At 67.9% G+C, this 24,003-nt stretch carries 27 protein-coding genes and 1 tRNA gene; 21 read left to right on the top strand and 7 right to left on the bottom strand.

All coding sequences use genetic code 11. The features are described from left to right. Positions 1 to 4 precede the first annotated feature (4 nt). The 6 genes from AC6CID_RS04250 to AC6CID_RS04225 all read left to right on the top strand — a co-directional run bounded on the left by AC6CID_RS04250 (position 5) and on the right by AC6CID_RS04225 (position 5,685). A complete protein-coding gene (locus AC6CID_RS04250) occupies positions 5 to 1,408 on the top strand; it encodes a HAMP domain-containing sensor histidine kinase (protein ID WP_064255798.1) in 1,404 nt (467 codons plus the stop codon). 167 nt (positions 1,409 to 1,575) lie between these two features. After that, the gene (locus tag AC6CID_RS04245) at positions 1,576 to 2,790 is read left to right on the top strand and encodes a S1C family serine protease (protein WP_174556320.1); all 1,215 of its coding nucleotides are present in this window, start codon (positions 1,576 to 1,578) and stop codon (positions 2,788 to 2,790) included. Between the two features lie 74 nt (positions 2,791 to 2,864). Then, on the top strand, positions 2,865 to 3,362 hold the full coding sequence (locus tag AC6CID_RS04240; protein WP_006553786.1) for a MogA/MoaB family molybdenum cofactor biosynthesis protein: 498 nt from the start codon (positions 2,865 to 2,867) through the stop codon (positions 3,360 to 3,362). A gap of 7 nt (positions 3,363 to 3,369) precedes the next feature. Further along, positions 3,370 to 3,579: a hypothetical protein gene (locus AC6CID_RS04235; protein WP_006553787.1), complete on the top strand. Its 210-nt coding sequence runs from the start codon at positions 3,370 to 3,372 to the stop codon at positions 3,577 to 3,579. A gap of 637 nt (positions 3,580 to 4,216) precedes the next feature. Beyond that, positions 4,217 to 4,993: an MspA family porin gene (locus AC6CID_RS04230; RefSeq protein ID WP_442978755.1), complete on the top strand. Its 777-nt coding sequence runs from the start codon at positions 4,217 to 4,219 to the stop codon at positions 4,991 to 4,993. Between the two features lie 53 nt (positions 4,994 to 5,046). Further along, positions 5,047 to 5,685, top strand: coding sequence for an MspA family porin (locus AC6CID_RS04225; protein WP_217580086.1), 639 nt, complete (start codon positions 5,047 to 5,049; stop codon positions 5,683 to 5,685). A gap of 89 nt (positions 5,686 to 5,774) precedes the next feature. On the opposite strand, the gene mscL (AC6CID_RS04220) is transcribed toward AC6CID_RS04225, so the two are convergent. The 4 genes from mscL (AC6CID_RS04220) to AC6CID_RS04205 all read right to left on the bottom strand — a co-directional run bounded on the left by mscL (AC6CID_RS04220) (position 5,775) and on the right by AC6CID_RS04205 (position 8,138). Then, positions 5,775 to 6,206, bottom strand: a complete 432-nt coding sequence (gene mscL, locus AC6CID_RS04220; protein ID WP_006553790.1) for a large-conductance mechanosensitive channel protein MscL — start codon at positions 6,204 to 6,206, stop codon at positions 5,775 to 5,777. A gap of 125 nt (positions 6,207 to 6,331) precedes the next feature. After that, positions 6,332 to 7,057 (bottom strand): SAF domain-containing protein, encoded by a 726-nt coding sequence (locus tag AC6CID_RS04215; protein WP_006553791.1) that lies wholly within the window; start codon positions 7,055 to 7,057, stop codon positions 6,332 to 6,334. A gap of 103 nt (positions 7,058 to 7,160) precedes the next feature. Then, on the bottom strand, positions 7,161 to 7,451 hold the full coding sequence (locus AC6CID_RS04210; protein WP_217580085.1) for an FmdB family zinc ribbon protein: 291 nt from the start codon (positions 7,449 to 7,451) through the stop codon (positions 7,161 to 7,163). Between the two features lie 84 nt (positions 7,452 to 7,535). Further along, entirely contained in the window at positions 7,536 to 8,138 is a 603-nt protein-coding gene (locus AC6CID_RS04205; protein WP_217580084.1) for a 5-formyltetrahydrofolate cyclo-ligase, read from the bottom strand. A gap of 61 nt (positions 8,139 to 8,199) precedes the next feature. On the opposite strand from AC6CID_RS04205, the gene AC6CID_RS04200 reads away from it, so the two are divergent. From AC6CID_RS04200 to AC6CID_RS04170, 7 genes are all read left to right on the top strand, one after another. Continuing rightward, positions 8,200 to 9,111 (top strand): UTP--glucose-1-phosphate uridylyltransferase, encoded by a 912-nt coding sequence (locus AC6CID_RS04200; protein ID WP_498353609.1) that lies wholly within the window; start codon positions 8,200 to 8,202, stop codon positions 9,109 to 9,111. Between the two features lie 31 nt (positions 9,112 to 9,142). Next, on the top strand, positions 9,143 to 10,396 hold the full coding sequence (glp, locus tag AC6CID_RS04195) for a molybdotransferase-like divisome protein Glp (RefSeq protein WP_024103192.1): 1,254 nt from the start codon (positions 9,143 to 9,145) through the stop codon (positions 10,394 to 10,396). Beyond that, the gene (locus tag AC6CID_RS04190) at positions 10,396 to 11,031 is read left to right on the top strand and encodes a GNAT family N-acetyltransferase (protein ID WP_255027780.1); all 636 of its coding nucleotides are present in this window, start codon (positions 10,396 to 10,398) and stop codon (positions 11,029 to 11,031) included. The genes glp and AC6CID_RS04190 overlap by 1 nt, the downstream gene beginning before the upstream one ends. Positions 11,032 to 11,287: 256 nt before the next feature. Beyond that, the gene (sepX, locus tag AC6CID_RS04185) at positions 11,288 to 12,106 is read left to right on the top strand and encodes a divisome protein SepX/GlpR (RefSeq protein WP_498353608.1); all 819 of its coding nucleotides are present in this window, start codon (positions 11,288 to 11,290) and stop codon (positions 12,104 to 12,106) included. Positions 12,107 to 12,269: 163 nt separating this feature from the next. Continuing rightward, positions 12,270 to 12,342: transfer RNA gene (locus AC6CID_RS04180), tRNA-Ala, on the top strand. Between the two features lie 101 nt (positions 12,343 to 12,443). Further along, on the top strand, positions 12,444 to 12,587 hold the full coding sequence (locus AC6CID_RS04175) for a hypothetical protein (protein ID WP_153811617.1): 144 nt from the start codon (positions 12,444 to 12,446) through the stop codon (positions 12,585 to 12,587). A gap of 160 nt (positions 12,588 to 12,747) precedes the next feature. Next, the gene (locus tag AC6CID_RS04170) at positions 12,748 to 13,596 is read left to right on the top strand and encodes an SDR family oxidoreductase (protein ID WP_024103196.1); all 849 of its coding nucleotides are present in this window, start codon (positions 12,748 to 12,750) and stop codon (positions 13,594 to 13,596) included. Positions 13,597 to 13,657: 61 nt separating this feature from the next. Here the strand turns inward: AC6CID_RS04170 and AC6CID_RS04165 are convergent, their stop codons facing one another. Continuing rightward, a complete protein-coding gene (locus tag AC6CID_RS04165) occupies positions 13,658 to 14,125 on the bottom strand; it encodes a heme-binding beta-barrel domain-containing protein (RefSeq protein ID WP_217580082.1) in 468 nt (155 codons plus the stop codon). 100 nt (positions 14,126 to 14,225) lie between these two features. On the opposite strand from AC6CID_RS04165, the gene arcA reads away from it, so the two are divergent. Then, on the top strand, positions 14,226 to 15,437 hold the full coding sequence (arcA, locus tag AC6CID_RS04160; protein ID WP_006553799.1) for an arginine deiminase: 1,212 nt from the start codon (positions 14,226 to 14,228) through the stop codon (positions 15,435 to 15,437). A gap of 7 nt (positions 15,438 to 15,444) precedes the next feature. Here arcA and arsC read toward each other — a convergent pair whose 3' ends face one another. Then, the gene (gene arsC, locus AC6CID_RS04155) at positions 15,445 to 15,792 is read right to left on the bottom strand and encodes an arsenate reductase (glutaredoxin) (protein WP_006553800.1); all 348 of its coding nucleotides are present in this window, start codon (positions 15,790 to 15,792) and stop codon (positions 15,445 to 15,447) included. A 150-nt stretch (positions 15,793 to 15,942) separates the two neighbouring features. Between arsC and mscL (AC6CID_RS04150) the strand changes: the two genes are divergently transcribed. From mscL (AC6CID_RS04150) to AC6CID_RS04130, 5 genes are all read left to right on the top strand, one after another. Further along, positions 15,943 to 16,392 carry a large conductance mechanosensitive channel protein MscL gene (mscL, locus tag AC6CID_RS04150; protein ID WP_006553801.1) on the top strand — a complete coding sequence of 150 codons (450 nt, stop codon included), beginning with the start codon at positions 15,943 to 15,945 and terminating at the stop codon, positions 16,390 to 16,392. A 12-nt stretch (positions 16,393 to 16,404) separates the two neighbouring features. Next, positions 16,405 to 16,767 carry a GntR family transcriptional regulator gene (locus AC6CID_RS04145; protein ID WP_006553802.1) on the top strand — a complete coding sequence of 121 codons (363 nt, stop codon included), beginning with the start codon at positions 16,405 to 16,407 and terminating at the stop codon, positions 16,765 to 16,767. A 114-nt stretch (positions 16,768 to 16,881) separates the two neighbouring features. Next, positions 16,882 to 18,492 carry a BCCT family transporter gene (locus tag AC6CID_RS04140; protein WP_498353607.1) on the top strand — a complete coding sequence of 537 codons (1,611 nt, stop codon included), beginning with the start codon at positions 16,882 to 16,884 and terminating at the stop codon, positions 18,490 to 18,492. Beyond that, entirely contained in the window at positions 18,489 to 18,935 is a 447-nt protein-coding gene (locus tag AC6CID_RS04135) for a hypothetical protein (RefSeq protein ID WP_498353606.1), read from the top strand. The genes AC6CID_RS04140 and AC6CID_RS04135 overlap by 4 nt, the downstream gene beginning before the upstream one ends. An 88-nt stretch (positions 18,936 to 19,023) precedes the next feature. Continuing rightward, the gene (locus AC6CID_RS04130) at positions 19,024 to 19,824 is read left to right on the top strand and encodes a T3SS (YopN, CesT) and YbjN peptide-binding chaperone 1 (protein WP_498353605.1); all 801 of its coding nucleotides are present in this window, start codon (positions 19,024 to 19,026) and stop codon (positions 19,822 to 19,824) included. Positions 19,825 to 19,855: 31 nt separating this feature from the next. Here the strand turns inward: AC6CID_RS04130 and AC6CID_RS04125 are convergent, their stop codons facing one another. Next, a complete protein-coding gene (locus AC6CID_RS04125) occupies positions 19,856 to 21,433 on the bottom strand; it encodes a dolichyl-phosphate-mannose--protein mannosyltransferase (protein WP_498353604.1) in 1,578 nt (525 codons plus the stop codon). A gap of 23 nt (positions 21,434 to 21,456) precedes the next feature. Between AC6CID_RS04125 and rsmI the strand changes: the two genes are divergently transcribed. Next, the gene (gene rsmI, locus AC6CID_RS04120) at positions 21,457 to 22,344 is read left to right on the top strand and encodes a 16S rRNA (cytidine(1402)-2'-O)-methyltransferase (protein ID WP_071934491.1); all 888 of its coding nucleotides are present in this window, start codon (positions 21,457 to 21,459) and stop codon (positions 22,342 to 22,344) included. Between the two features lie 224 nt (positions 22,345 to 22,568). Then, positions 22,569 to 23,972 carry an alanine/glycine:cation symporter family protein gene (locus tag AC6CID_RS04115; RefSeq protein ID WP_041803560.1) on the top strand — a complete coding sequence of 468 codons (1,404 nt, stop codon included), beginning with the start codon at positions 22,569 to 22,571 and terminating at the stop codon, positions 23,970 to 23,972. Positions 23,973 to 24,003 lie beyond the last annotated feature (31 nt).

Genomic DNA, 24,003 nt, shown 5'->3' with positions numbered 1-24,003 from the left:
CCTGATGCGACCACCTCTTCTCCTGACCCGCTCGGTGCCGCTGCGCATCCGCGTCACGCTTCTCGCGGCCGGCGCAGTGGCGCTCGCCGTCGCCGTTACCTCCATCGCGGCCTACGCCGTGGTCTCGCGGGCGTTGTACTCGGAGGTCGACACCCAGTTGCGGGCGCGGGCCGCCGCGCTCGTCGAGTCGAGCACCCTCATCACCTACGACCCGCGCTACATCGGTGGGGCCCAGCTCTACAGCTCCGACATCAGCGTTGCCCTGATCTACCCGGATCTCGGCAGGTACGTGCCGCCGGGCTCGTCGGTGCCCATCGGCGAACCCGAACTGGCGGTGGCCGAGGGCGACCGGGAGTCGTCGCTGCGCACCGTCGCCCAGCAGCGCGTACTGGCCCAGCGCATGCCCGACGGCAGCACGGTCGTGATCGCGCAGCGACTGCGTCCCACCGTCGAGATCCTCAACCGCCTGGCGAGTGTGCTGTTCATCGTCGGCGGGTGCGGGGTGGTGCTCGCCGCCGCCGTCGGCGCGACCGTCGGCCGCACCGGTCTGCGTCCCGTCGCCCGGCTCACCGCCGCCGCCGAGCGGGTCGCGCGCACCGACGACCTGCGGCCCATCCGGGTGACCGGCCACGACGAGCTCGCCCGCCTCACCGAGAGCTTCAACATGATGCTGCGTGCGCTCGCCGAGTCGCGAGAACGGCAGAGCCGGCTGGTCGCCGACGCCGGCCACGAACTGAAGACACCACTGACCTCGCTGCGCACCAACATGGAACTGCTCATCGCCGCGAGCCGTCCCGGTGCACCGAGCCTGCCCGACGAGGACATGGCCGAGCTGCGGGCCGACGTCATCGGCCAGATCGAGGAGTTGTCGACGCTCGTCGGCGATCTCGTCGACCTCGCTCGTGAGGATGCGCCGGAGACGGTCTTCGAGGTCGTCGACGTCGCCGAGGTGGTGGACCGCAGTCTCGAACGTGCGCGTCGACGGCGTACCGACATCGAGTTCCGGGCCACCACCGAGCAGTGGTTCGTCTTCGGCGACCAGGCCGGACTCACCCGCGCCGTGGTCAACGTCCTCGACAACGCGGCCAAGTGGAGCCCGGCGGGGGAAGACGTCGTCGTGAACATGCGGCAGATCGCCAGCGGTCTGATGGAGCTGACCGTCGACGACGCCGGCCCGGGGATCCCGGAGGAGGAACGCGAACTGGTGTTCGAACGGTTCTACCGGGCGACGACCGCGCGGTCGATGCCGGGATCCGGTCTGGGACTGGCCATCGTGCGACAGATGGTCACGAAGCACGGCGGGACGATCGCCGTCGAACGGTCGGATCGGGGCGGCGCGCTGATCCGCATCGTGCTGCCCGGCACACCGGCCCTCGACGGAGAGACACACCCCACCGAGATCGAATGAATTCGACAGCAGAATCGCGGGTACTTCTGATGCGACTCTCAGCTGCCCGGTCCATGCTGGACGAAGAAGCGCGGAGGTGCTCGACGCACCCCGCATCATCGGCCACCGCACGCCGACGTCGACCCGTATGCGTCCGGTGGCCCCGGCGGACGAAGGTGAAGTGACGAATGAGTGAGGACCCCACCCGCGGCGCGGGAGCACCGCAACCGCAACCCCATCCGTACGGCCCCGGCGGATACACCGGCCCCTACCCGCAGACACCCCAGCAGTCGGCACCTCCGCCACCGACCGCAGGATCCGGCCGGATGCCGGGTCGCTCCGCCCTCGCCGTGGGGGCCATCGCGCTCGCGCTGGTGAGCGGCGGCATCGGTGGCGCGGTCGGCGCGTGGTCGGTGCGCGATTCGTCCGGACCGGTCGTCAACTCCCTCGACGCTCCGAAGCCCGATACCCAGTCGGTCGCCGCTGCCCCCGAGGGCAGCGTGCAGGCCGTCGCCGACAAGGTCGTGCCGAGCGTCGTGCGGATCGAGGTCGCAGGACGCACCGGCGCGGGTGAAGGGTCGGGCGTGGTCCTGTCGTCGGACGGATTGATCCTCACCAACAACCACGTCGTGGCGGGTGGAGGTCAGGGGGCGCAACTGACGGTCTTCTTCTCGGACGGGTCCACCGCGCCGGCGACGGTCGTCGGTGCGGATGCGGTGTCGGACATCGCTGTCATCCGGACCGAAGGGCGCACCGATCTCACTCCCATCGAACTCGGTAGTTCGGAGAATCTCGCGGTAGGCCAGGAGGTCGTGGCCGTCGGATCACCGCTCGGACTGCAGAGCACCGTGACGGCGGGCATCGTGTCCGCACTCAACCGGCCCGTGTCCACGAGCGGGGACAACGCCAATCAGGCGTCGGTCATCGACGCGATCCAGACCGACGCGGCGATCAACCCCGGCAACTCCGGCGGTGCGCTGGTCGACATGGAAGGCCGCCTCGTCGGCATCAACACCGCGATCGCCACGGCCGGCGGACAGTCGGGTTCGATCGGCCTCGGTTTCGCGATCCCCGTCGAACAGGCCCGGCGTGTCGCGCAGGAACTCGTCGACACGGGTAAGGCGACGCACGCGATCATCGGTGTCCAGGTTCCGTCCCGGGACGACGCCTACGGTGCGCGCGTCGTGGAGGTCGTGCCCGACGGGCCGGCCGACCGAGCCGGAATCCCCGACAACGCGATCATCGTCCGGATCGACGATCGGGTCGTGACCGACGGCGACTCGCTCATCGCCGCGATCCGCTCCCGCGCGCCGGGGGACACCGTGAAGATCACCTACAAGACGCCCGACGGCAACGAGACCACAGTCGACGTGGTGACTGCGTCGGATTCGGCCGGACGATGAGGAACGACATGGACATAGCTCACATTCCGGTACAAGAGCCGCATGCTTTCGAGCCGCAAACTACCGTGGACCTCATGGAACTCGAAGCTCCCAGAAAAGGCCGCGCACTCGTCGTCGTCGTCGACGATCGCGTCTCCCACGGCGACAGTCCGGACTCCGCGGGCCCGCTCGTCACGGAGCTTCTCGTCGAAGGTGGCTTCGCCGTCGACGGTGTCGTCACGGTCGCTGCCGACGAGGTCGAGATCCGAAATGCACTCAATACCGCAGTGATCGGCGGCGTCGACCTGGTGATCTCCGTCGGTGGCACCGGTGTCACCCCGCGCGATGTGACTCCCGACGCGACCGAGGACGTACTCGATCACGAGATCCGCGGCATCGCCGAGGCGCTGCGTTCGTCGGGCCTGGCGTCGGGCGCCGTCGACGCCGGCCTCTCCCGCGGTCTCGTGGGAGTCTCCGGATCGACGCTCGTGGTGAACCTCGCGTCGTCGCGTCCCGCCATCCGCGACGGAATGGCGACGTTGTTGCCTCTCGCCGCGCACGTCATCGAAGAGTTGTCCTGGATGGAGGAGTGACGACGCCGTGTCCGACGACCGTGATCCCTCGCACGACGAGGTGACCGGCGAGCAGCAGCAGAGCCGTGCCCGGATCGACCGGGCACGGCTGGCGCGCATCTTCGGGGATGTACTTCCCGAGACGACACGCGACGAACGCGGCGAGAACGACTCCGGCGGTGGCGACTCGGATGAATGGCTGCGCAGGCAGGTGCCTCCGCACCATTCCGGTGGGTGATCTGTATCACTGATGTCGAGTTGCGCTCAACCGGATTCCAACCCGTTGTCGACCGCAACGAAACGTCGCCGCAACGGTCCGTTCATCTCCATCTGGTCCGCGCGATCTTTTGGATCTGTGTTTCCAGTCACAGAAGGCATTTCGTCCTGCACTCCGAGTGCACTGAATATGTGGCTTCTACCTGCGCCGATGTGGCGGTGGGCGGGTCATGTACGTGTAATCCCGGGTTACATATTCCACCCCGAAAAGTGTCCGATTTGCCCGCTTCGGTGAATCGCTGGGCGTGTGGCCTGCACCGCGCCTATACCGGAGCGTTACGAAAGCTAGGCGTTGCTCCAGGAATGGTCACGGTCTAATCTCCCTCTCAGGTTCAAACCGGTCGAGCCCAGGCTTCACGGCCTGGGCTCGGTCACGAATCGGTAAAGCAAAACCGTGCGGACGATGGACGTACCGACACACCGACGGGTGATCCGCCGGTGTGTTCGCTGTGGACAGCGGCCCGCGGGCGACAGGGCGACCACTTGTTGTCGGACGCGGTGCGCAACCCGGCACGCAGAGAACGGATGAGGCATTCATGAAGATTCAGACGCGACGTGGCTTCCGGGCCACCCGCAACGCCACGGTGGCAGCAGCTGCTGTGGCCGGTCTGGTTCTCGGATCGGCCGGCGCCGCAGGTGCCGAGGTCAACGACCAGAACCGGATCGTCTCCAACGGCCACGAGGTCATCGTCACGCAGGAGGACACCTTCATCAACGGTGTGCCCCCGATCGGTGGCAGCCCGCTGAGCCGTGAGTGGTTCCACAACGGCCGCGGCATCGCCAACATCGTCGGCCCCGAGGCGGCGGACTTCGAGGGTTCGACCTTCCAGTTCGGCTACCAGGTCGCGTGGTCGGCCGCCATCGACGGTTCAATTGGGTTTAACTGGACCAGTCCCGACGCGTCTCTGAAATCTGCGGAGAAGCTGGTACCTCAGTACAAGATGATCCCGAATCGCTCCGAGCAGGACGGCGAGTACGTGGACGCTAACGGCAAGGTCGTCAAGAAGGGCGATTTGGTCGACTACGACGGAAACAAGATCGAAGACGCTTCGAAGGCGGTGCCGAAGAAGGACGCCGAAGGCAAGGAGTTGTACACGCCTACGGGTGAATCTAGCCCGGAGGTTGTGGACACGTTGACGGTCAAAAGCATCCTTCCCCAATTGACTGCGGGTATCGAACTGACACCTGCTCCTGGCATCGAGGAACTTGTTGTCGCCGAGGGGCAGTTCGACGGCGACTACAAGGAAGTCCAGATCGCCAACGTCCACGGTGCCGCCACCGGCGTGGTCGGTCCTGTCTCCGTCCGCCCGTTCGTCCGTGTGATCACCGAGAACGGCGACAACGTCACCACCTACGGCCAGGTCTGGACCCTCTAGTCCTGCTCCGCGCCATCCCGCAAGAAATCCCCACCACCACAAACGGAGTAATCATGGGAATCAAGTCGCGTGGCTTCAAGGCCGCTCGTAACGCCGCCGTCGCCGGTGCCGCCGTCTTCGGCCTGGTCCTCGGTGCCTCGGGTGCCGCCTCGGCCGAGGTCAACGACCAGAACCGCATCGTCTCCGACGGCCTCGAGGTCGTCGTGACCCAGGAAGACACCTTCATCCAGGGTGTTCCGGCTCTCGGCGGCAGCCCGTTCAACCGCGAGTTCTTCCACAACGGCCGCGGTACGGCCAACCTGATCGGTGAGGGCGCTGCCGACGCCGAGGGCACGACCTTCCAGTTCGGTTACCAGTTCGCCTGGGCAGGCAGCATCGACGGTGCCATCGGCGTCACCTACTCCACCCCGCAGCTCGAGGTCGGACTGAGTGCCAAGGACGGCGCATCCGCCACGGTCACCGACATCCTTCCGCAGGCCTACGCCGAGCTCGAGCTGACCCCGGCTCCGGGCATCGAGGAGCTCGTCGTCGCCGAGGGCGAGTTCGACGGTGATTTCAAGACCGTTCAGTTCTCCAACGTCCACGGCACGGCCTCCGGCGTCCTCGGCGCCGTCCAGGTCCGTCCGTTCGTCCGCGCCATCACGGCCAACGGCGACAACGTCACCACCTACGGCGCTCCCTGGACCGTCTAGGTAGACGTCCGGCTCAGGCCGAACACAGCACGACAAGACCGGGCTCGCTCGAATCTCGAGCGGGCCCGGTCTTTTTCGTCGTCGACCACCTACTCGATGCCCGGGTTGGGTTTGGCGTGAGCGCCCTGAGTAGCCTGGCCGGCCTGTGCCTCGAGGATGTCGCGGATCTGGATGAGCAGGTCCTCGGCGCTGGCCTGCTTGTCCTCCGGTTCGGTGACGAACTTCTTCTTCGCCGCGTTGGCGGGGACGATGAGCACGAAGTACACGACCGCGGCGATGATGATGAAGTTGATGATCGCGGAGATCACCGCGCCGATGTTCACGAAGGTCTCCGGGTTGCCGCTCACGATCTCGAAGCCCCAGCCCATCTCGTTGTCGCCGCCCACCGCGCTGATGAGCGGCTCGATGATGTTCGCGGTGAAGGCGGTGACGATAGCGGTGAATGCCGCACCGACCACGACCGCGACGGCGAGATCGAGGACGTTGCCCCTGAGTATGAAGTCCTTGAAGCCCTTCAGCATGGTGTGCTCCTTTTCGCGGCCTGTCCGCCGGAGCCGCGCACATGAGGTAGGTCACACGGACGTTCACACGATAAACCGCGAGGTCGGTTACGGGTGGCGATTGCGCTGGGGAAACGAGCGGATGCTCAGTGCAGTGTGACGGTCAGAGCACTGACGAGTGACGCCGCCGCGACCGCCGTGGCAGGTTCGGGCTCCAGCGCGACCAGCACGACCCGCTCGTTCCGATCCCGCGTCGAGCCGCCGGATTCGGCCAGCACCACCACTGCACCCCGAGCGAGGACGTGGGCGCCGGGCAGGGGTCCCTCTTCGGTCTCCGTCACCGTCAGGACATCGACGCGGTCGCCCTCACGGAGCAGTTCGCTCACCCCGGCATCGGCGAGCCGGATGGGCACTACGCGGGCCTCGGTGGAGCCGGTGGCGACTGCGGCGAGACGAGGACCGAGAAGGCGGGTGTCCACGAGGGGTTCACCGGCCGGCACAGGGCCGGCGAGAGTGTGGCCCACGGCATCGTCGACGTCGTGCAGGGTCCCGGCGACCACAGTGGACCGATCGCGCTCCACGTGCGCGACATCGTCGGCCGTGAGGGTGTGCCCGGGCGCGAGATCGTGAGCCGCGACGACGACACCCACACGATCGGTGTCGGGGTCGCCGCGCAGCGCGAGGATCACCGCGAGGACGGCGAGGAGTCCGGCCGCGATCCGGCGGGCCCGGACGATGCGCGACCAGCCGGGGCGGAGGAGTTCGACGAACCGGTCGGGGAGGGTGGGCTGCAGCGAGGCACCCGCAGAGGAGCGCGAGTGGTGCGGATGCGCGCGCGCACGCTGGAGGAACGAGAAAGGGCCGACGGGCATGCCCCGAACCTAGAAGGTGGGGATGCTCTGTCGGCCCCGATGAACCCTCGGAGACGGCGGTCTGTGGATGACTCGACCGCCTGTGGACAAAGGAGTCCGGAGGTCAGCTCGCGGCGGCCGCCGGAGCCGAGGACGTGCTGCTCGACGACGACGAGCTGCTGTCGCTCGACGAGGAGCTGCTCGAGCTCGTCGCCGCGGATTCGCTCGCGGTGCTGCCGCTGCGGGAGTCGGTGCGGTAGAAGCCGCTGCCCTTGAACACGATGCCGACCGAGTTGAAGAGCTTGCGCAGCTTGCCCTCGCACTGCGGGCATTCGGTCAGGGAGTCGTCACTGAAGGACTGCACGATGTCGAACTTGTTGTCGCAGGCCGTGCAGGCATATGAGTAGGTGGGCACCGGTTGATCCTCCGCCAGTTCGTCGAACCGCAGTATTCGTCGTACTGCAGTTTTGGCACTCTACCGCCGACAGTGCCAACAACGCTAGGGAGTGTGTTGTTCCGCACGGTCGCCGCTACCGAGCCGGACCAGCCCTTTCCCGGGTGTCAGCGCCCATCCCATACGGATGTCGTGGGGGTCCTCGGGAAGCTCGTCGACGAGCTCTTCATCGCGGACCACCGCGATGATCACGGCCTCGGGAGAGGCGAGGTGCAAGGTGCGGTCGTAGAAGCCGGCGCCGCGGCCGAGCCGCACGCCCCGCGCGTCCACCGCCAGGGCCGGGACGAGCACCGTGTGAGCCTTCGCCACCGCCTCGGGCGGGAAGATCTCACCACCCGGCTCGCGCAGCCCGAAATCGGCCGCCATCAGCGTCTTCTCACCTATGTAGCGGGCCCATGACAACGGTTCGCCGGTGCGGGTCACCGGGACGAGCACCGTCGTTCCGGCCTCGGTCAGAGCGTCGAGGAGCGCGATCGATCCGGGCTCCGAACCCACGGGCACATATGCGCACACCACCGACCCCGCCGGGGCCAGCGTCGAGGCCACCGTGGCGAGCGCGGTGTCCTCGATTCTGCGCCTCGCAGCACTCAGCTCGCGCCGAGCTGTAAGAATGCGGTCACGCCAGACCGCTTTCGGGGGTGGGGGCATGTCTGAGCCTTACGATCGCCGAACCACCGTCCTCGGTGGCCGAAGTTTAGGGTGGGAGTCTATGACGAACAGTACGACCGGAGGCACGCGGCATTTCAAGACCGCGGTTGTCCCCGCAGCAGGTATGGGGACGCGGTTCCTTCCCGCAACCAAGACGGTCCCGAAGGAACTCCTGCCGGTGGTCGACACGCCCGGCATCGAGCTCGTGGCGGGTGAAGCCGCGGAGTCGGGCGCCGAACGCCTTCTCATCGTGACGGCGCCGGGTAAGGACGGCGTGGTCGCGCACTTCGTCGAGGACCTCGTCCTCGAGTCCAAGCTCGAGGAGAAGGGCAAGTACGAGCTCCTCGCCAAGGTCCGCAAGGCCCAGGGGCTGCTCGAGGTCGAGTCCGTGGTCCAGGAGAAGCCGCTCGGCCTCGGTCACGCCGTGGCGTGCGCCGAAGAGGCGCTCGATCCCGACGAGGACGCGATCGCCGTGCTGCTGCCCGACGACCTCGTGCTGCCGGTCGGCGTGCTCGAGACGATGCAGCGCGTCCGCGCCAAGCGTGGCGGTTCTGTGCTGTGCGCGATCGACGTGCCCAAGGAACAGGTCAGCGCGTACGGCGTCTTCGACGTCGAGGTCGTGCCGGACGCCGTCAACTCCGACGTGCTCAAGGTACTCGGCATGGTCGAGAAGCCGGCCGTAGAGGACGCACCGTCGACCTTCGCCGCCGCCGGCCGATACCTGCTCGACCGGGCGATCTTCGACGCACTGCGTCGCATCGAGCCCGGAGCCGGGGGAGAACTGCAGCTCACCGACGCGATCGCCCTGCTCATCTCCGAGGGCCACCCCGTTCACGTGGTGGTGCACCGCGGCACCCGACACGACCTCGGAAATCCCGGGGGCTATCTGCGCGCTGCGGTTGACTCGGCGTTGAACACGGAAGAGTACGGGCCCTCGCTGCGCGAGTGGCTCATCGAGCGCTTGAAGCGCTGACTGCAGGACGGGCTGGAGGACGAGAAGCGGTATGCGGTCGGTTGAGGATCAGCAGGCCAGGGTCACGGCGGCGGCAGTCGCACCCCGGCCGGTCCGGGTGGCCATTTCCGAGGCGCAGGGTCTGCTGTGCGCGGAGGAAGTGGTCACCGAGCGACCCCTACCCGGATTCGACCAGGCGGCGATCGATGGCTACGCCGTGCGCAGCGTCGACCTCCAAGCCCCGGCCGAGACCGACGGCGGGTCCGCGCCCGCCGAGGTGACGCTGCCGGTCGTGGGCGAGGTGCGTGCCGGTTCGCGTCAGCCGATCCGTCTCCAGCCCCGTCAGGCGGTGCGCGTCGACACCGGTGCGCCGCTGCCGACGCTCGCCGACGCGGTGCTGCCGCTCGACAACACTGACGGCGGTGCCGCGCGCATCAAGGTGCTCGAACCGGTGCGGTCCGGCGACTACGTGCGCCGCACCGGCGACGACGTCCAGCCCGGCGACATCGCAGTGCGGGCCGGGACGATCATCGGGGCCGCCCAGGTAGGTCTGCTCGCCGCGGTCGGCCGCGACAAGGTGCTCGTCCATCCGCGCCCGCGACTGTCGGTCATCTCCGTCGGCGGCGAACTCGTCGACGTCGACCGCACCCCGGGGCCGGGACAGGTCTACGACGTCAACTCCTACGCGCTGGCCGCGGCCGCGCGTGACGCCGGAGCCGACGTCAACCGGGTCGGGATCGCCAGTACCGACCCGAAGCGGCTGCGCGAGGTCGTCGAGGGTCAGCTGATCCGCGCCGAGATCGTCGTGATCGCCGGGGCCGTGGGCGGCGGCGCGCTCGAGGAGGTCCGCGAGGCGCTGTCCGATCTCGGCGAGATGGGCGTCGAGCGGATCGCGATGCATCCGGGCTCGGTCCAGGGCTTCGGACGTCTCGGCCGCGACGAGGTGCCGACCTTCCTGCTGCCCGCCAATCCGGTGAGCGCGCTCGTCGTCTTCGAGGTGATGGTCCGGCCGCTGATCCGCATCGCGCTCGGCCGTCGCCAGCCGATGCGCCGCGTGGTCTCGGCACGCACGGTCGCCCCCATCACCTCGATCCCCGATCGCAAGGGTTTCCTGCGCGGCCAGCTCATGCGCGACGAAACGACGGGCGACTATCTCGTGCAGGCGCTCGGCGGCGCCGCGGGTTCGTCGTCGCATCTGCTCGCCACCCTCGCCGAGGCGAACTGTCTCGTCATCGTCGATCCCGAGGTCTCCGAAATCCGCACGGGAGACCCGGTGGACGTGGCGTTCCTCGGGCAGCGTGGTTGATGTCCCGTCATCCCGGCTGGCCGGCGGAGCTCGGGCCGCTGCGGGTGGCAGGGGGCGTGGTGACTGTCCGATCGATCCGACTGCGCGACGCCGCGGCGTGGAGCCGTCTGCGTCTGCGAGATCGCGCGCATCTCGAGCCGTGGGAGCCGACCGGTGAGGCGCCGTGGGACATGCGGCACCACATCTCGGTGTGGCCCGGGCTCTACCGGAGTCTGCGCTCGGAGGCCCGCAAGGGCCTGATGCTGCCGATGGCAATCGAGCTGGACGGCAGATTCTGCGGGCAGCTGACGGTGGGCAACATCGTGCGCGGAGCGTTGCGCTCGGCCTGGATCGGCTATTGGGTGGAGAAGGAGGTCAACGGCCTCGGTGTCGCGACCGCCGCCGTCGCCCTGGGCCTCGACCACTGCTTCGGCCCGGTCGGGCTGCACCGCGTCGAGGCCACCGTGCGCCCGGAGAACGAGGCCAGCCGCGCGGTGCTGCGCAAGGTCGGCTTCCGCGAGGAAGGTCTGCTGAAGCGCTACCTCGACGTCCAGGGCCGGTTCCGCGACCATCTGCTGGTCGCGATGACGGTCGAGGAGGTGCCGGGCTCGGTCTCGGATCGCCTCGTCCGTGCCGGTCGCGCGACCTGGTCCTGATCGCTTTCCGTCTCGAGTCGGGTTCGTCCGCTATGTAACGCAGGTTACTCGCAACTCGAGTAACAATCCCCAGCGCGTGTGGGATCTCTGTGATTAGAGTGAAGAAAGTGTCAATTGGTTTCGCGTGACTCGAGTGACGTCTGTTGTCGATCGAGTCGGCGTTTCTGTACAGGTAAACGCGGTGATGCCGTTAGCCTCATGTAGGTCGGTGGCGTCGACGGGCTGGTAGGGCGACGACTGGAGGGAGGACCACCGGATGCCGAACTCGCTTCTGTGGATCGGGCTCGTTGCCGTGTGGTTGTTCGTTCTGGTTCCCATGCTGGTCACGAAGCGTCCTCGAATCCGGCAGACGACCGACGCCGCGCTCGCAACTCGAGTTCTGCACCGCGGAGACGACGAGCCGATCACCCCTCGAGGGCCGGCCGCCGGGCACCGCAGCGATCCTCATTGGCGTCCGAGTCGTGACCGCACGCACCGCACCCCCGCGGAGGACCGCATGAACACTGAACTCGACGACAGGCCGGAGATCGATTCCGACGAGGCCGACGTCCACCACGAAGCAGCACCCGATCGTGAGCCCGTGCGCGCACACGTACCGCAACGCCGGGGCCGCGGCGGATTCGACCCGCACGCCGATGCGGTCGCCAGCGCCGCACGATACGAATTCCGGCAGCGGGCCGTCCTCGGCCTGCTGATCGCCGCGATCATGACCTCGGCGCTCGCCCTGATCGTCTCGTCGGTCATGTGGTGGCTCGCCGGTCTCGCGGCCGTGGCCCTCGTCGCCTATCTGTTCTACCTGCGGCGCCAGGTGCATCTCGAGCAGGAGATCCGGCGGCGTCGCCTCGCGCGACTGCAACGGTCCCGCGCGGGGGCCCGCGGCGGCCACGACGACGTTCCGCAGCGCCTGCGTCGCCCGGGGGCCGTGGTCCTCGAGGTCGACGACGAGGATCCGGAGTTCGAGCACCTCGATCGCTACGAGGACGACTACGGCATCGACCACGGCTACGACGTCCGAGCGAGCGACGGCGACGACGAGTCCGGCGACTACGTCGTTCCCCGCGCAGTGGGGGAATGATCGTCCTGCGACGCTTACGGCGGGGCCCGCACCGAATCTGTGCGGACCCCGGCCCGTCTTCGGAGCAGGCCGTGAAATCGCCCGTCACCTGCGCCGACACTCCGATTTCGTGATGGACGGGGTGGTTTGCTAGAGTTTGCGAGTCGGTTCCCTCGGAACCTACGGGGCTGTGGCGCAGTTGGTAGCGCGCTTCGTTCGCATCGAAGAGGTCAGGGGTTCGATTCCCCTCAGCTCCACCCCTGAAAGCCCCGCCCTCGGCGGGGCTTTCGTCGTATGCAGGGCCATTCGCTGGCGGGTCCACGCCGAACCCGGCAGACTGTGTGGCATGGACCACAGGATGAGTGACGACGAGTTGCGTCGGGCGATCCGGGTACTGCGCGAGCGCGCCGACCTCGCGCGCAGCGAGAATCGCCACGACGATGTCGAGATGATCGAGCGCACGATTCGGCAATACCAGGAGGAGATGGCCCAGCGGCTCTGAGTTTCCATCCGCCGGAGCCCAACACTCCGGCTCACAGGTCGCTTCGCTCGGACACACAAGTCGCTTCGCTCGGACACACAAGTCGCTTCGCTCCGGCGCATCCGGTTCGTCCGTGGCGCGCCGGAGCGTCGAGTCGTCACGGCGAGGCTAGGGTGTCGCCATGGCGATCACCGACCTGCGCGGAACCAAATTCCTTGTGACCGGCGCGGCCAGCGGAATCGGCCGCGCCCTGGCCCATGCGGCCTCCGATCGCGGGGCCCGGCTGGTGCTCACCGACCTGCAGGAGGAGGCCCTCGACGAGGTCGTCCGCAGCGTTCGTGAACGCGGCGGCACCGTGCTGCACTCGGCCGCCCTCGACATCTCCGACTACGAGGCCGTCACCGCCTTCGCCCGCGACGTGCACGAGGCGTGCGGGTCGCTCGACATCGTCGCCAACGTCGCCGGAGTGTCGGTGTGGGGCACCGTCGACCGGCTGCAGCACGAGCACTGGAAGCTCATGGTGGACGTCAACCTCATGGGGCCCATCCACGTCATCGAGAACTTCGTGCCGGCCATGATCGAGGCCGGTCGCGGCGGGCACATCGTCAACGTCTCCTCGGCCGCCGGGCTGCTCGCCCTGCCGTGGCACGCCGCCTACAGCGCAAGCAAGTTCGGTCTGCGGGGAGTGTCGGAGGTGCTGCGGTTCGACCTCAAGCGCGACGGCATCGGTGTCTCGCTGGTCGTCCCGGGGGCCGTGCGTACACCGCTCGTCGACACCGTGCAGATCGTCGGCGTCGACCGTGATCGTCCCGAGGTCCGCAAACTCACCCAACGGTTCGTCCGCCACGCCGCGACTCCCGAGAAGGTGGCCGAGCGCATCGTCACCGGCATCCTGAAGAACCGCTTCATGGTCTACACGTCCTTCGACACCCGGTTCGGTTACTGGTGGGCGCGTAAGTTCGCGCCGCCCTACAACCTCGTCATGCAGGCCGCCAACGACTACTTCCGTCGCGTCGTCGGCACCAAATGAAATTCGGCGCGACATGATTCAGTGGATCCGACACCGCTCGGCGGGGCCGGAACCACCTGAATCATTCCGGCGCGCGGTGCAGCTCGGCGTGCAGATGATGCGTCAGAGGGGTGTCGGCGTGGGCCATCCAGAAGTCGTAGACCAGCAGGTCGCCGTCGACCTCGAAACGCCGCCGGACCTCGTGCACGGGCTTGGCGTCGGGTGAGCGCTCCAGGGTGAGGGTGGTGAAGTCCAGCACGCCGCCCTCCGGCCGGGCCCGCTGGATCTCGACGAACCCGGTGGGCTGCGAGACGAGCAGTTCGACGTCGTCGCCGCTGCGGCGCAGGTAGCCGTTCTCGGTGTGCAACGGGCGTCCCTCCGTGCGGTGCCGCGTACGGCTGACGTACATCAGGAAGGGCTTTCCGGGAATGGTGGCGAACTCGATCGTCTCGTCGTACGCGAAGTCGTCGATGGTGCGGTAGTGGCCGTCGCCACCTCCGGTCCAGCGCCCGGCGAACGGTGCCAGGCACCCGAGCGGGTCGTCGGCCATGAAATCTCCCTCGTGTTCTCGGTGTGTTCTTCGCAATCGTTGCCGCCGTACTCGACGCGCCTGACCCGGATGCCGCCGTCCTGCGCGATACCGTGAGCATATGAGTCATCGCTGGGGTGTCGAGTCCGAAGTCGGTGAACTCCGCGCCGTGATGCTGCACCGGCCCGGTGCCGAACTCGAACGCCTCACGCCCCGCAACAACGACCAGCTGCTCTTCGACGCCCTGCCGTGGGTGGCGCGCGCCCAGGAGGAACACGACGCCTTCGTCGAGCTGCTGCGCAGCCGCGGGGTGGAGGTGTTCCTGCTGGCCGACCTGCTCACCGAGACACTCGAGGCCAGTGGCGCCGCGCGGGTGCAAAGCGTGTCGTCGGCCGTCGACGCACAGCGTCTCGGTTATGCCCTCGCGGAGGAGTTGACGGGCCATCTGCGTGCCCTGCCCGCTGCCGAGCTCGCCCGGATCCTCATCGCGGGCATGACCTTCGACGAACTGCCCGCGGTGGGCAACGGCGCTGCCCCGTCCCTCGTGCGGCTGATGCACCACGGTTCCGATTTCGCGATCGCACCGCTGCCGAACCTGCTCTTCACGCGCGATTCGTCCTTCTGGATCGGCTCGCGCGTGGCGATCCCCAATCTTGCGCTGCCCGCGCGCCGGCGCGAGACCAGCCTCACCGACCTCATCTACGCCTTTCACCCGCAATTCCTCCACGTGCGACGCGCGTACGAATCGCACACCGCGCCCGTCGAGGGTGGCGACGTGTTGCTCCTCGCGCCCGGCGTCGTCGCCGTGGGGGTGGGGGAGAGGACGAGTCCCGCCGGTGCGGAAGCGTTGGCGCGCAGTGTCTTCGACGACGAGCTCGCGCACACCGTGTTGGCGGTCCCGATCGAGCAGCGCCGGGCGTCGATGCACCTCGACACCGTGTGCACGATGGTCGACGTCGACGCGGTGGTGATGTACCCGGCGATCCGGGACAGCCTCCAGGCGTTCGCCATCCACCGCGAGAACGGCGCGGTGCAGATCTCGGGGCCGCGCCCCTTCCTCGAGGCCGCCGCCGACGCGATGGGGATCGAGAAACTGCGTGTCATCGACACCGGTCTGGATTCCGTTGTCGCCGAGCGTGAGCAGTGGGACGACGGGAACAACACGCTGGCCGTGGCGCCCGGCGTCGTCGTCGCCTACGAACGCAATGTCGAGACGAACACCCGCCTCGAGGATTCGGGGATCGAGGTACTGCGGATCGCCGGGTCGGAACTCGGTTCCGGCCGCGGCGGTCCACGATGCATGTCGTGCCCGCTCTCGCGGGCGGTCCTGTAACTCCTCGTCAGAGGATCTCGCGCACCTTGTCGACCGGACGCGCGAGCACGGTGCCCTTGTCGGTGACGACCAGCGGACGCTCGATGAGGATCGGATTCGCGACCATCGCATCGAGCAGTTCATCCTCGGACGCCTCGGCCAGGTTCAGCTCCTTGTAGAGCGATTCCTTCTTCCGGATCGCTCGACTCGGTGTGAGACCTGCCGCATCGAGCAGCGCCTGCAGTTCGTCTCGGGAGGGCGGAGTCTCGAGATATTTGATGACCGTGGGTTCGAGTCCGTTCTCCTTCAGCAACGCCAGAGTGTTGCGTGACGTGCTGCAGCGCGGGTTGTGATAGATCGTCGCCGTGGTTGCCATGGCCCGATTCTGCCCCGGCGCAATCCGTAACCCGCTGCCACCCGCCGCCGTGTTGCCCGATTCGTCCCTGTTGAAGCCGGTGGGCAGCGTTACTACGATCTCCGCGCACTGAAGTTTTTCGAATTCTCACCAGAAAAGGTACGGAGCACGATGCTCAAAGGTTTCAAGGATTTCCTGCTGCGCGGAAATGTCGTCGAACTCGCCGTCGCAGTGGTCGTCGGCGCGGCGTTCACGTCCATCGTCACGGCGTTCACCGATCACATCGTGAACCCGCTGGTCGCTGCTGTGGGTGGCGACAATGAGATGGGCTTCGGCTTCCGCCTGCTCTCGTCGAACGACGCGACCTTTGTCAACCTGGGCGCCGTCATCTCCGCGGCGATCAACTTCTTGATCATCGCGGCCGTCGTCTACTTCGTGCTCATCGTGCCGGTCAACGCGGCCAAGGCCCGCTTCGCGCCGGAGAAGGAGCCCGAGGACGAGCCGCTGAGCGAGACCGATCTGCTCATCCAGATCCGCGACCTGCTCGAGACCGGGAGTTACAACCACGCCCCTGCCGAGGTGCCCTCGGCCGAAGCGCCCGTCAAGGTCACCGAGCGCTGATAACCTGCGAGAATGTTCGACCTCGCCATCGATCCAGACTCGCCTGTCCCGCCGTTCGAGCAACTGCGGCGACGCATCGTCGACCTGGTCCACGATGGTGAGCTGATCGCTGGTACCAAGCTGCCCACCGTCCGGGGCCTCGCCGACACCCTCGGCATCGCTCCGAACACGGTCGCCAAGACCTACCGGGAACTCGAGAAGGTGGGTGTGCTCGAGGCCCGGGGGCGGGCGGGGACGTTCGTCGCCGACACGGGCGATCCCACCCGCACGCGGGCCCAGCGATCCACCAACGAGTACGTAACCGAGGTGAGGGCACTCGGGATGTCCGACGAGGAGATCCTCGAGTTCGTCTCGGCCGCCCTGCGCGCGGGTTGACCTGCCGATCTTCCGGTTCGTGCAGAGAATGCACGGCGCGTCCGGAATGTGATGATTTTCTCGGGTTCGACGATTCCGCTCCGCAGGCGCCCGAAACTTGCAAGGTTTGTTCGCATGAATGTCCCTGGTGATCGGCCCGGGTCCGAGGAGATCGACGAGGTCTCGGGCGCCCGTGCTTCTGAAGTAGCCGCGTCCGCGGCGCATCCGCCGCAGACCGACAAAGTGGTCTTCGGAGTCGCTGCCGCGCTGGTCGCGGCGATCGTGGTGTGGGGCCTGGCCGCCACCGACAATTTCGGGACCGTTACCGGGAACATCCTCGACTGGATCGTCGTCGAGTTCGGTTGGTTGTTCGTGCTCACGGCGAGCGGATTCGTGTTCTTCGCGCTCTGGCTGGCGGTGAGCCGATACGGCCGCATTCCGCTCGGCAAGGACGACGAGAAGCCGGAGTTCCGCACAGTCAGCTGGATCTCGATGATGTTCGCCGCCGGCATGGGCATCGGCTTGATGTTCTTCGGTGTCGCCGAACCGCTCTCGCACTTCGTCGAGCCGCCACCGGGCAGCACCGGCGGCACCGGCGTCGCGATGGCGACCTCGATGTTCCACTGGAGCCTGCATCCCTGGGCGATCTACGCCGTGGTGGGTCTGGCCATCGCCTACGGCACCTTCCGCAGGGGTCGCAAGCAGCTCATCAGCTCGGCGTTCATCCCGCTGCTGGGACGCCGGGCCGAAGGTCCGCTCGGCAAGGTCATCGACATCCTCGCCCTGTTCGCGACCCTGTTCGGCACCGCGGCGTCGCTCGGCCTGGGCGCGCTGCAGATCGGCTCGGGCTTCGAGGTCACCGGCTGGCTCGAGACGGCCGGGGTGATGCTGCTCGTCGCGATCGTCGCACTGCTCACGCTCGCGTTCATCGCCTCCGCGGTCACGGGTGTCGCCAAGGGCATCCAATATCTGTCGAACATCAACATGGTGCTCGCCGCGATCCTGGCGATCTTCGTGTTCGTGCTCGGACCCACCGTCTTCATCCTCAACCTCGTGCCCACCACCCTCGGTGCCTACGCCGCGGAGTTCGCCCGCATGTCGGCGCGCACGGCCGCCTCCAACGAGGCCGCAGGTGAGTGGCTGTCGAGCTGGACGATCTTCTACTGGGCGTGGTGGGTCTCGTGGGCGCCCTTCGTCGGCATGTTCCTCGCCCGCATCAGCCGCGGCCGCACCATCCGCGAGTTCATCGTCGGTGTCATCCTCGTCCCGAGCCTCGTCAGCCTCATCTGGTTCTCGGTGTTCGGCGGCGCCGGTATCGGACAGCAGCTGGACGGCCTGGACATCGCGGGTGCCGACAGCGTCGAAGGACAGCTGTTCGGGGTGCTCGGCAACCTCCCGCTCACCGGCATCGCCACGGTCGTCGCGATGCTCCTCATCGCCATCTTCTTCATCTCCGGAGCGGACTCCGCGTCGATGGTGATGGGCAGCCTCAGTCAACGCGGCACCCTCGCGCCGAATCGCGGCGTCGTGGTCTTCTGGGGCGGACTCACCGGCGGTGTCGCGGCCCTGCTGCTGTGGAGCGGCGGCGAGGAAGCCCTCAACGCCCTGCAGACGATGACGATCATCGCGGCAGCTCCCTTCCTCCTCGTGATGATCGGTCTGTGCGTGTCGCTGTACCGGGATCTGAAGCGCGACCCCCTGATCACGGGCGGGCGCAGGAAACGGACACTGCGCAAGGTCGAATGACCGAGCAGTCCCACATCGAGGACGTCGAGTTCCTGCTCGACGTCCTCGATGCGCGTCCGGGCACGTCCGTCCTCGCGATCGACGCCGGGCCCGCCTCCGCCGTGGTCGCCGAGAACGTCGGTCTCCACGGCCGCGTGCGCGTGGCACCCTCGGTGACTCGCGCCCACGAGTTCGCGCAGCGGGAGAAGTTCGACCGCATCTACGCACTCGACATCCCCGACCTCCGCGAGGACACCGCCGCCGCGGCCGCCCTCGCGCCGCTGCTGACCGACGACGGACAACTGTGGGTGATCGACGGGGCAGGACCGGGGGAGGACACCGGAACCGTCTCGATGACCGTGAGTACCGTTCTCGCACGGGCAGGATTCGCGATCGTCGACATCCTCGAACGCGGATCGCGAGTCGCGGTGTGGGCGGCGGCCGGACGACGGCATCACGGGTGACACACGACGCCGCGTGCCTGCGGTGAGTTGTCGCCCACCCCGAGTACGGTGTCGCCTGCCCGGCAGTTGCTCTTCGAGAGGAGTGCGCGTGACCGACACCGACCGATTCGACGAGGCCCTCGACCGCGATTGGTCCCGTTACGCCTCGCAACTGGCCCGGCGCATCTCCGAACTCGCCGGACCCGACGCCTTCGAACTGCACGCCGAGACCGCCTCGGGGCCCGCGGCCTGCGTGCGGGTGCTCGCGAGCGCCGGGGGATACGCCACGATCGAGGTCACCGGATCCGAGCCGGTCACCAGGCCCGTGTCCGAGGCCGACACGCTCGCCCGGCACATCGTGTCGGTGCTGCGCGGTCGCGGGAAGGTGCCGCATCCGGCCTTCTTGCAGGCACACCCGCCCTCAGCCCTCGGCGACCTCCGCGAACGCGTGAGCGATGCGCTCGCGCACGCCCTCGGCCGCCCTGTGCCGGTCGACGCCGACGGCGACTTCGTCGTCGTCCTCGACTCCCATGTGGTCTTCGTCGTGATCGACGACGACGGCAGCATCCGGCTGTGGGCACCGCTGCTGCACGCCATCCCCGAGGACGACACCCCGGGAGCCGCGCCCACCGGCGGTCGCACCCACGCGCTCGCCGAGCTCACCGAACTGAACCGGACGTGGCCGCACATCAAGGTGGTGCTCGTCGAGGACCGGCTTGTCGCCACCGTCGACCTGCTCGGCGATCCGTTCGTGCCCCGCCACCTGTCCGAGCTGCTCCAACGACTCAAGGGCTTCCTCACGGTCGTCGACGAGCGATTCGAGCGCCGCTTCGACGGCATCCGCTACGGCTCCGACAGGGACCGCGACGTCGAGCTGGCCGAGGGCAGCGTGCTCGACGAACCCAACTGAGCTCTCCTCGGGACGAGCGACTGCGCTCCGCTCAGCGCCAGCTGGGGAGCCACAGCTGGTCGTTCCAGTGCTCCGGGGTGATCGGCAGCGCCGTGAGAATCGGCCACAACCACACGAAGTTCGCGATGACGAGCCCGACATACAGGCACACCACGAGCAGCCCGGTCGTCCGTCGTTCCGTCGAGGCGTGCGGCGACCCGAGGATGTCGCCGAGCACCAGCGCGACACCCATCACCAGGAACGGCGCCATCGGCACCGCGTAGAAGTAGTACATCTGCCGGTCGAGGCTCGCGAACCACGGGAGGATCCCCGCGCCGTATCCGGTGAGCACCGCGGCCCACCGCCAGTCGCGGCGGACGAGCAGCTGCCACAGTCCCCATCCGAGCACCGGCACCGACACCCACCACAGCGCCGGCGTTCCGATCAGCATCACGGCCTTGACGCACTGCTCGGCGTCGCATCCGCTGATCCGCTCGCCGTCGGCGAAGTAGTACAGCATCGGACGCAGGCCCATCGGCCACGTCCACGGCTTCGACTCCCAGGGATGCTGGTTGCCGGCCGAGTTCGTCAGGCCGGAGTGGAACTCCAGGACGCTCGCGCTGTAGTACCAGAGTGACCGCAGCGCGTCGGGCACGAACGAGAACATCCCGTCGTGGCCGATCCGCGAGCCGACCGCGTGACGGTAGACGCCGGTCTCGCTCGCGAACCACGCCCAGTAGGTCGACAGGTACACCCCGAGCGGGACGAGCACGAGGGCATACAGCGCCGGACCGATGTCGCGCAGGGCCGTCCCGATCCACGGTCGCTGCACCCGGTACGCGCGACGCGCCGCGAGGTCGAAGGCCACGGACATCAGCCCGAAGAACGCGATGAAGTACAGACCCGACCACTTGGTGCCGACCGCGAGACCCAGCAGGATGCCCGCACCGAAGCGCCACCAGCGCACACCGAAACGCGGACCCCACACACTGTCGAGGACACGGCCCTCGGCGTGCACCTTCGCCATGCGGGAACGCACATCGTCGCGATCGACGATCAGGCAACCGAAGGCCGCGACGACGAAGACCGCCTGGAAGATGTCGAGCATGCCGAGGCGGGACGACACGAAGGTCACCCCGTCGACGACGAGCAGCAGACCGGCGATCGCGCCGAGCATCGTCGAGCGGGTCAGCCGCCGCACGATCCGCACGACCAGCAGGACGAGCACGACGCCGGCCGCAGCGGCCGAGAAACGCCAACCCCACGCGGTGTATCCGAACAGTGCCTCGCCGAGCGCGATCATCTGTTTGCCGACGGGCGGATGCACGACGAGCCCGTAGCCGGGATTGTCCTCGATCCAGCCGCCGGTGAGCACCTGCCAGCCCTGCGGTGCGTAGTGCTTCTCGTCGAACACCGGCGTCTTCGCATCGGTGGGGTAGTTGAGCATCGTGAACCGCGTGATCGCGGCGAGCGCCGTGACGAAGGCGGTGACGATCCAGCCCCGCGCCCGATCTCCCGGAAGGGGCTCGGGTCCGGGCACCAACGGGCCTGGACCGATGAGGCGACGATCCTGCGCTGCCGACGGACCACGGCCGGGGGCCTGTGAAGGGCTGCGGTCCGTCACGGTCACGTTCCGATCGTAGGCTGAGCCGTATGCAGGCAGCCAAACCGGTCCACGGCGCGAATCCGGGAGAGGGCCGGCTCGTGCTGGCCGCCACTCCGATGGGAGATATCGGTGACGCCTCGGCGCGTCTCCGCGACGCTCTCGGCACCGCCGACGTCATCGCCGCCGAGGACACCCGGCGCACCAAGGCACTCGCCGCGGCGCTCGGCGTCACCATCACCGGGCGGGTCGTGAGCTTCTACGACCAGGTCGAGGTGTCGCGACTGCCGGGCCTGGTCACCGACATCGAGGAGGGCCGCACCGTCCTGCTCGTCACCGACGCGGGCATGCCGTCGGTGAGCGATCCCGGCTATCGGCTCGTCGCGGCGTGCGTCGAGACCGGTCTGCCGGTGACCTGCCTGCCCGGCCCGTCCGCCGTGACCACCGCCCTCGCCCTGTCGGGCCTGCCGGTCGAGCGGTTCTGCTTCGACGGGTTCCCACCCCGCAAACCGGGCCAGCGACGCGCGTATTTCGGCACGCTCGTCCAGGAGCCTCGCGCCGTGGTGTTCTTCGAGGCACCGCACCGGCTCGCGGCCTGTCTGGCCGACGCCGTCGACGTGCTCGGCGGTGACCGTCGCGCCGCCGTCTGCCGCGAACTCACCAAGACCTACGAAGAAGTGCGCCGCGGCACGCTCGCCGAACTCGCCGAGTGGGCCGTCGAGGGCGCGCGCGGTGAGATCACCGTGGTGCTCGAAGGGGCGGTTGCCGTGGCCACCGACCCCGTCGACCTCGTCGACGAGGTGGAACGGAAGGTCGAGGACGGGATGCGGCTGAAGGACGCCTGCGCCGTCGTCGCCGAAGCGGCGTCGACGTCGTCCGGTGCGACGGTCTCGAAGCGCGAACTGTACGACGCGGTGCTGGAAGCGCGTCGCGACTGACGCGGTGCTGGAAGCGCGTCGCGACTGACGCGGTGCTGGAAGCGCGTCGCGACTGACGCGGCCTGCCGCCCACCGATCGAGAAGAACGCATATCGGACGCGCCGCGGGGTCCGGGGACATTGCGTGCCACGGAAGCCTAGACTCTGCCGGGTCCCGAGCGCAGACGTCACCGGCACCGGCCGGTCGGACGCTGTCGGGGGCTTCGGACGATCAGGAGGACGCGGATGGATTCGGTGAACGATTTCCTCGTCGAGGTGGGCGGGGTGGTGTGGGGGCCGTACCTGCTCATCCCGCTGCTGTTGGGCACGGGCCTCGTGCTCACGATTCGGCTGAAGGGCATCCAGTTCCGCAAGCTGTGGCCCGCACTGCGGCTGGGTCTGATCACTCGCCACGACGAAGGCGCCACCGAAGGCGACATCTCCCAGTACCAGGCACTGACCACCGCGCTCGCCGCGACGGTGGGCGTGGGCAACATCGCCGGTGTCGGCACCGCGATCTACTTCGGCGGGCCCGGCGCGCTGTTCTGGATGTGGGTCACCGGCCTGGTCGGCATGGCCAGCAAGTACTCCGAGGCGTTCCTCGGCGTGAAGTACCGCACGACCGACGCCAAGGGTGAGCAGAGCGGTGGTCCGCAGTACTACCTCGCCCGCGCCATCCCCAACAAGGCCGGTCTCGTCCTGAGTCTGCTGTTCGCGGTGTTCGCCGTGCTCGCCAGCTTCGGCATCGGCAACATGACCCAGGCCAACACCGTCGCTACCCAGCTCGACGGCACCTTCGGTGTGCCGACCTGGCTCAGTGGCATCGTGATGACCGTGCTCGCCGCGGCAGTCCTGCTCGGCGGCATCAAGTCCATCGGCAGGGTCACCGCCGGCTTCGTGCCCGCGATGATCCTCCTCTACGTCGGCGCCGGCATCATCGTCCTCGCGGTCAACTTCACGCAGATCCCCGATGCCTTCGCGCTCATCTTCACCGATGCCTTCACCGGCACGGCGGCCACCGGTGGCTTCATCGGATCGGTCTTCATGATCGCTCTGCGTTACGGCGTGGCGCGCGGCATCTTCTCGAACGAGTCGGGCATGGGCAGCGCGGCGATCGCCGCCGCGGCCGCCCAGACCACCCACCCGGTGCGTCAGGGCCTGGTGTCGATGACCCAGACGTTCATCGACACGATCATCGTCGTCACCTTCACCGGTCTGGTCATCGTCACGACCGGAGCCTGGGAGTCCGGCGAGCAGGGCGCCGCGATGACATCGGCCGGCTTCGCCGACGGCCTCGGTGGGGACTGGGGTCACTGGATCGTTGCCATCTCGGTCGTCTTCTTCGCCTTCTCGACGATCCTCGGCTGGTCGTACTACGGCGAGCGGTGCGTCGAGCGTCTCGTCGGTCGCCGCGGCGTGGTGCCCTACCGCGCGATCTTCGTGATCGTGGTGTTCATCGGTGCCACCACCCAGCTCGAGGTGGTCTGGAACTTCTCGGACGTGATGAACGGCCTCATGGCCCTGCCGAACCTGATCGGCCTGCTGGTGCTGTCGGGTCTGATCGCGCGGGAGACGAAGGCCTACCTGGATCGCGATCCGTATCTGTTGAACGGCCCCGTCGCGACGGACGATCCCGACGTCGTGAAGTAGGCCGGGGATACGCGAAGGGCCCCGCGTGATG

The organism is Rhodococcus sp. GQ147, assembly GCF_059759155.1.
The sequence above is the reverse complement of the archived record's forward strand: the minus strand, read 5'-3'. Positions and strand labels throughout refer to the sequence as shown.

Coding starts and splice junctions, on each gene's coding strand:
- AC6CID_RS04250 (WP_064255798.1), top strand. CDS start 5: ATGCGACCACCTCTTCTCCTGACCCGCTCGGTGCCGCTGCGCATCCGC.
- AC6CID_RS04245 (WP_174556320.1), top strand. CDS start 1,576: ATGAGTGAGGACCCCACCCGCGGCGCGGGAGCACCGCAACCGCAACCC.
- AC6CID_RS04240 (WP_006553786.1), top strand. CDS start 2,865: ATGGAACTCGAAGCTCCCAGAAAAGGCCGCGCACTCGTCGTCGTCGTC.
- AC6CID_RS04225 (WP_217580086.1), top strand. CDS start 5,047: ATGGGAATCAAGTCGCGTGGCTTCAAGGCCGCTCGTAACGCCGCCGTC.
- mscL (WP_006553790.1), bottom strand. CDS start 6,206: ATGCTGAAGGGCTTCAAGGACTTCATACTCAGGGGCAACGTCCTCGAT.
- AC6CID_RS04215 (WP_006553791.1), bottom strand. CDS start 7,057: ATGCCCGTCGGCCCTTTCTCGTTCCTCCAGCGTGCGCGCGCGCATCCG.
- AC6CID_RS04205 (WP_217580084.1), bottom strand. CDS start 8,138: ATGCCCCCACCCCCGAAAGCGGTCTGGCGTGACCGCATTCTTACAGCT.
- AC6CID_RS04200 (WP_498353609.1), top strand. CDS start 8,200: ATGACGAACAGTACGACCGGAGGCACGCGGCATTTCAAGACCGCGGTT.
- glp (WP_024103192.1), top strand. CDS start 9,143: ATGCGGTCGGTTGAGGATCAGCAGGCCAGGGTCACGGCGGCGGCAGTC.
- AC6CID_RS04190 (WP_255027780.1), top strand. CDS start 10,396: ATGTCCCGTCATCCCGGCTGGCCGGCGGAGCTCGGGCCGCTGCGGGTG.
- sepX (WP_498353608.1), top strand. CDS start 11,288: ATGCCGAACTCGCTTCTGTGGATCGGGCTCGTTGCCGTGTGGTTGTTC.
- AC6CID_RS04175 (WP_153811617.1), top strand. CDS start 12,444: ATGAGTGACGACGAGTTGCGTCGGGCGATCCGGGTACTGCGCGAGCGC.
- AC6CID_RS04170 (WP_024103196.1), top strand. CDS start 12,748: ATGGCGATCACCGACCTGCGCGGAACCAAATTCCTTGTGACCGGCGCG.
- AC6CID_RS04165 (WP_217580082.1), bottom strand. CDS start 14,125: ATGGCCGACGACCCGCTCGGGTGCCTGGCACCGTTCGCCGGGCGCTGG.
- arcA (WP_006553799.1), top strand. CDS start 14,226: ATGAGTCATCGCTGGGGTGTCGAGTCCGAAGTCGGTGAACTCCGCGCC.
- arsC (WP_006553800.1), bottom strand. CDS start 15,792: ATGGCAACCACGGCGACGATCTATCACAACCCGCGCTGCAGCACGTCA.
- mscL (WP_006553801.1), top strand. CDS start 15,943: ATGCTCAAAGGTTTCAAGGATTTCCTGCTGCGCGGAAATGTCGTCGAA.
- AC6CID_RS04145 (WP_006553802.1), top strand. CDS start 16,405: ATGTTCGACCTCGCCATCGATCCAGACTCGCCTGTCCCGCCGTTCGAG.
- AC6CID_RS04140 (WP_498353607.1), top strand. CDS start 16,882: ATGAATGTCCCTGGTGATCGGCCCGGGTCCGAGGAGATCGACGAGGTC.
- AC6CID_RS04135 (WP_498353606.1), top strand. CDS start 18,489: ATGACCGAGCAGTCCCACATCGAGGACGTCGAGTTCCTGCTCGACGTC.
- rsmI (WP_071934491.1), top strand. CDS start 21,457: ATGCAGGCAGCCAAACCGGTCCACGGCGCGAATCCGGGAGAGGGCCGG.
- AC6CID_RS04115 (WP_041803560.1), top strand. CDS start 22,569: ATGGATTCGGTGAACGATTTCCTCGTCGAGGTGGGCGGGGTGGTGTGG.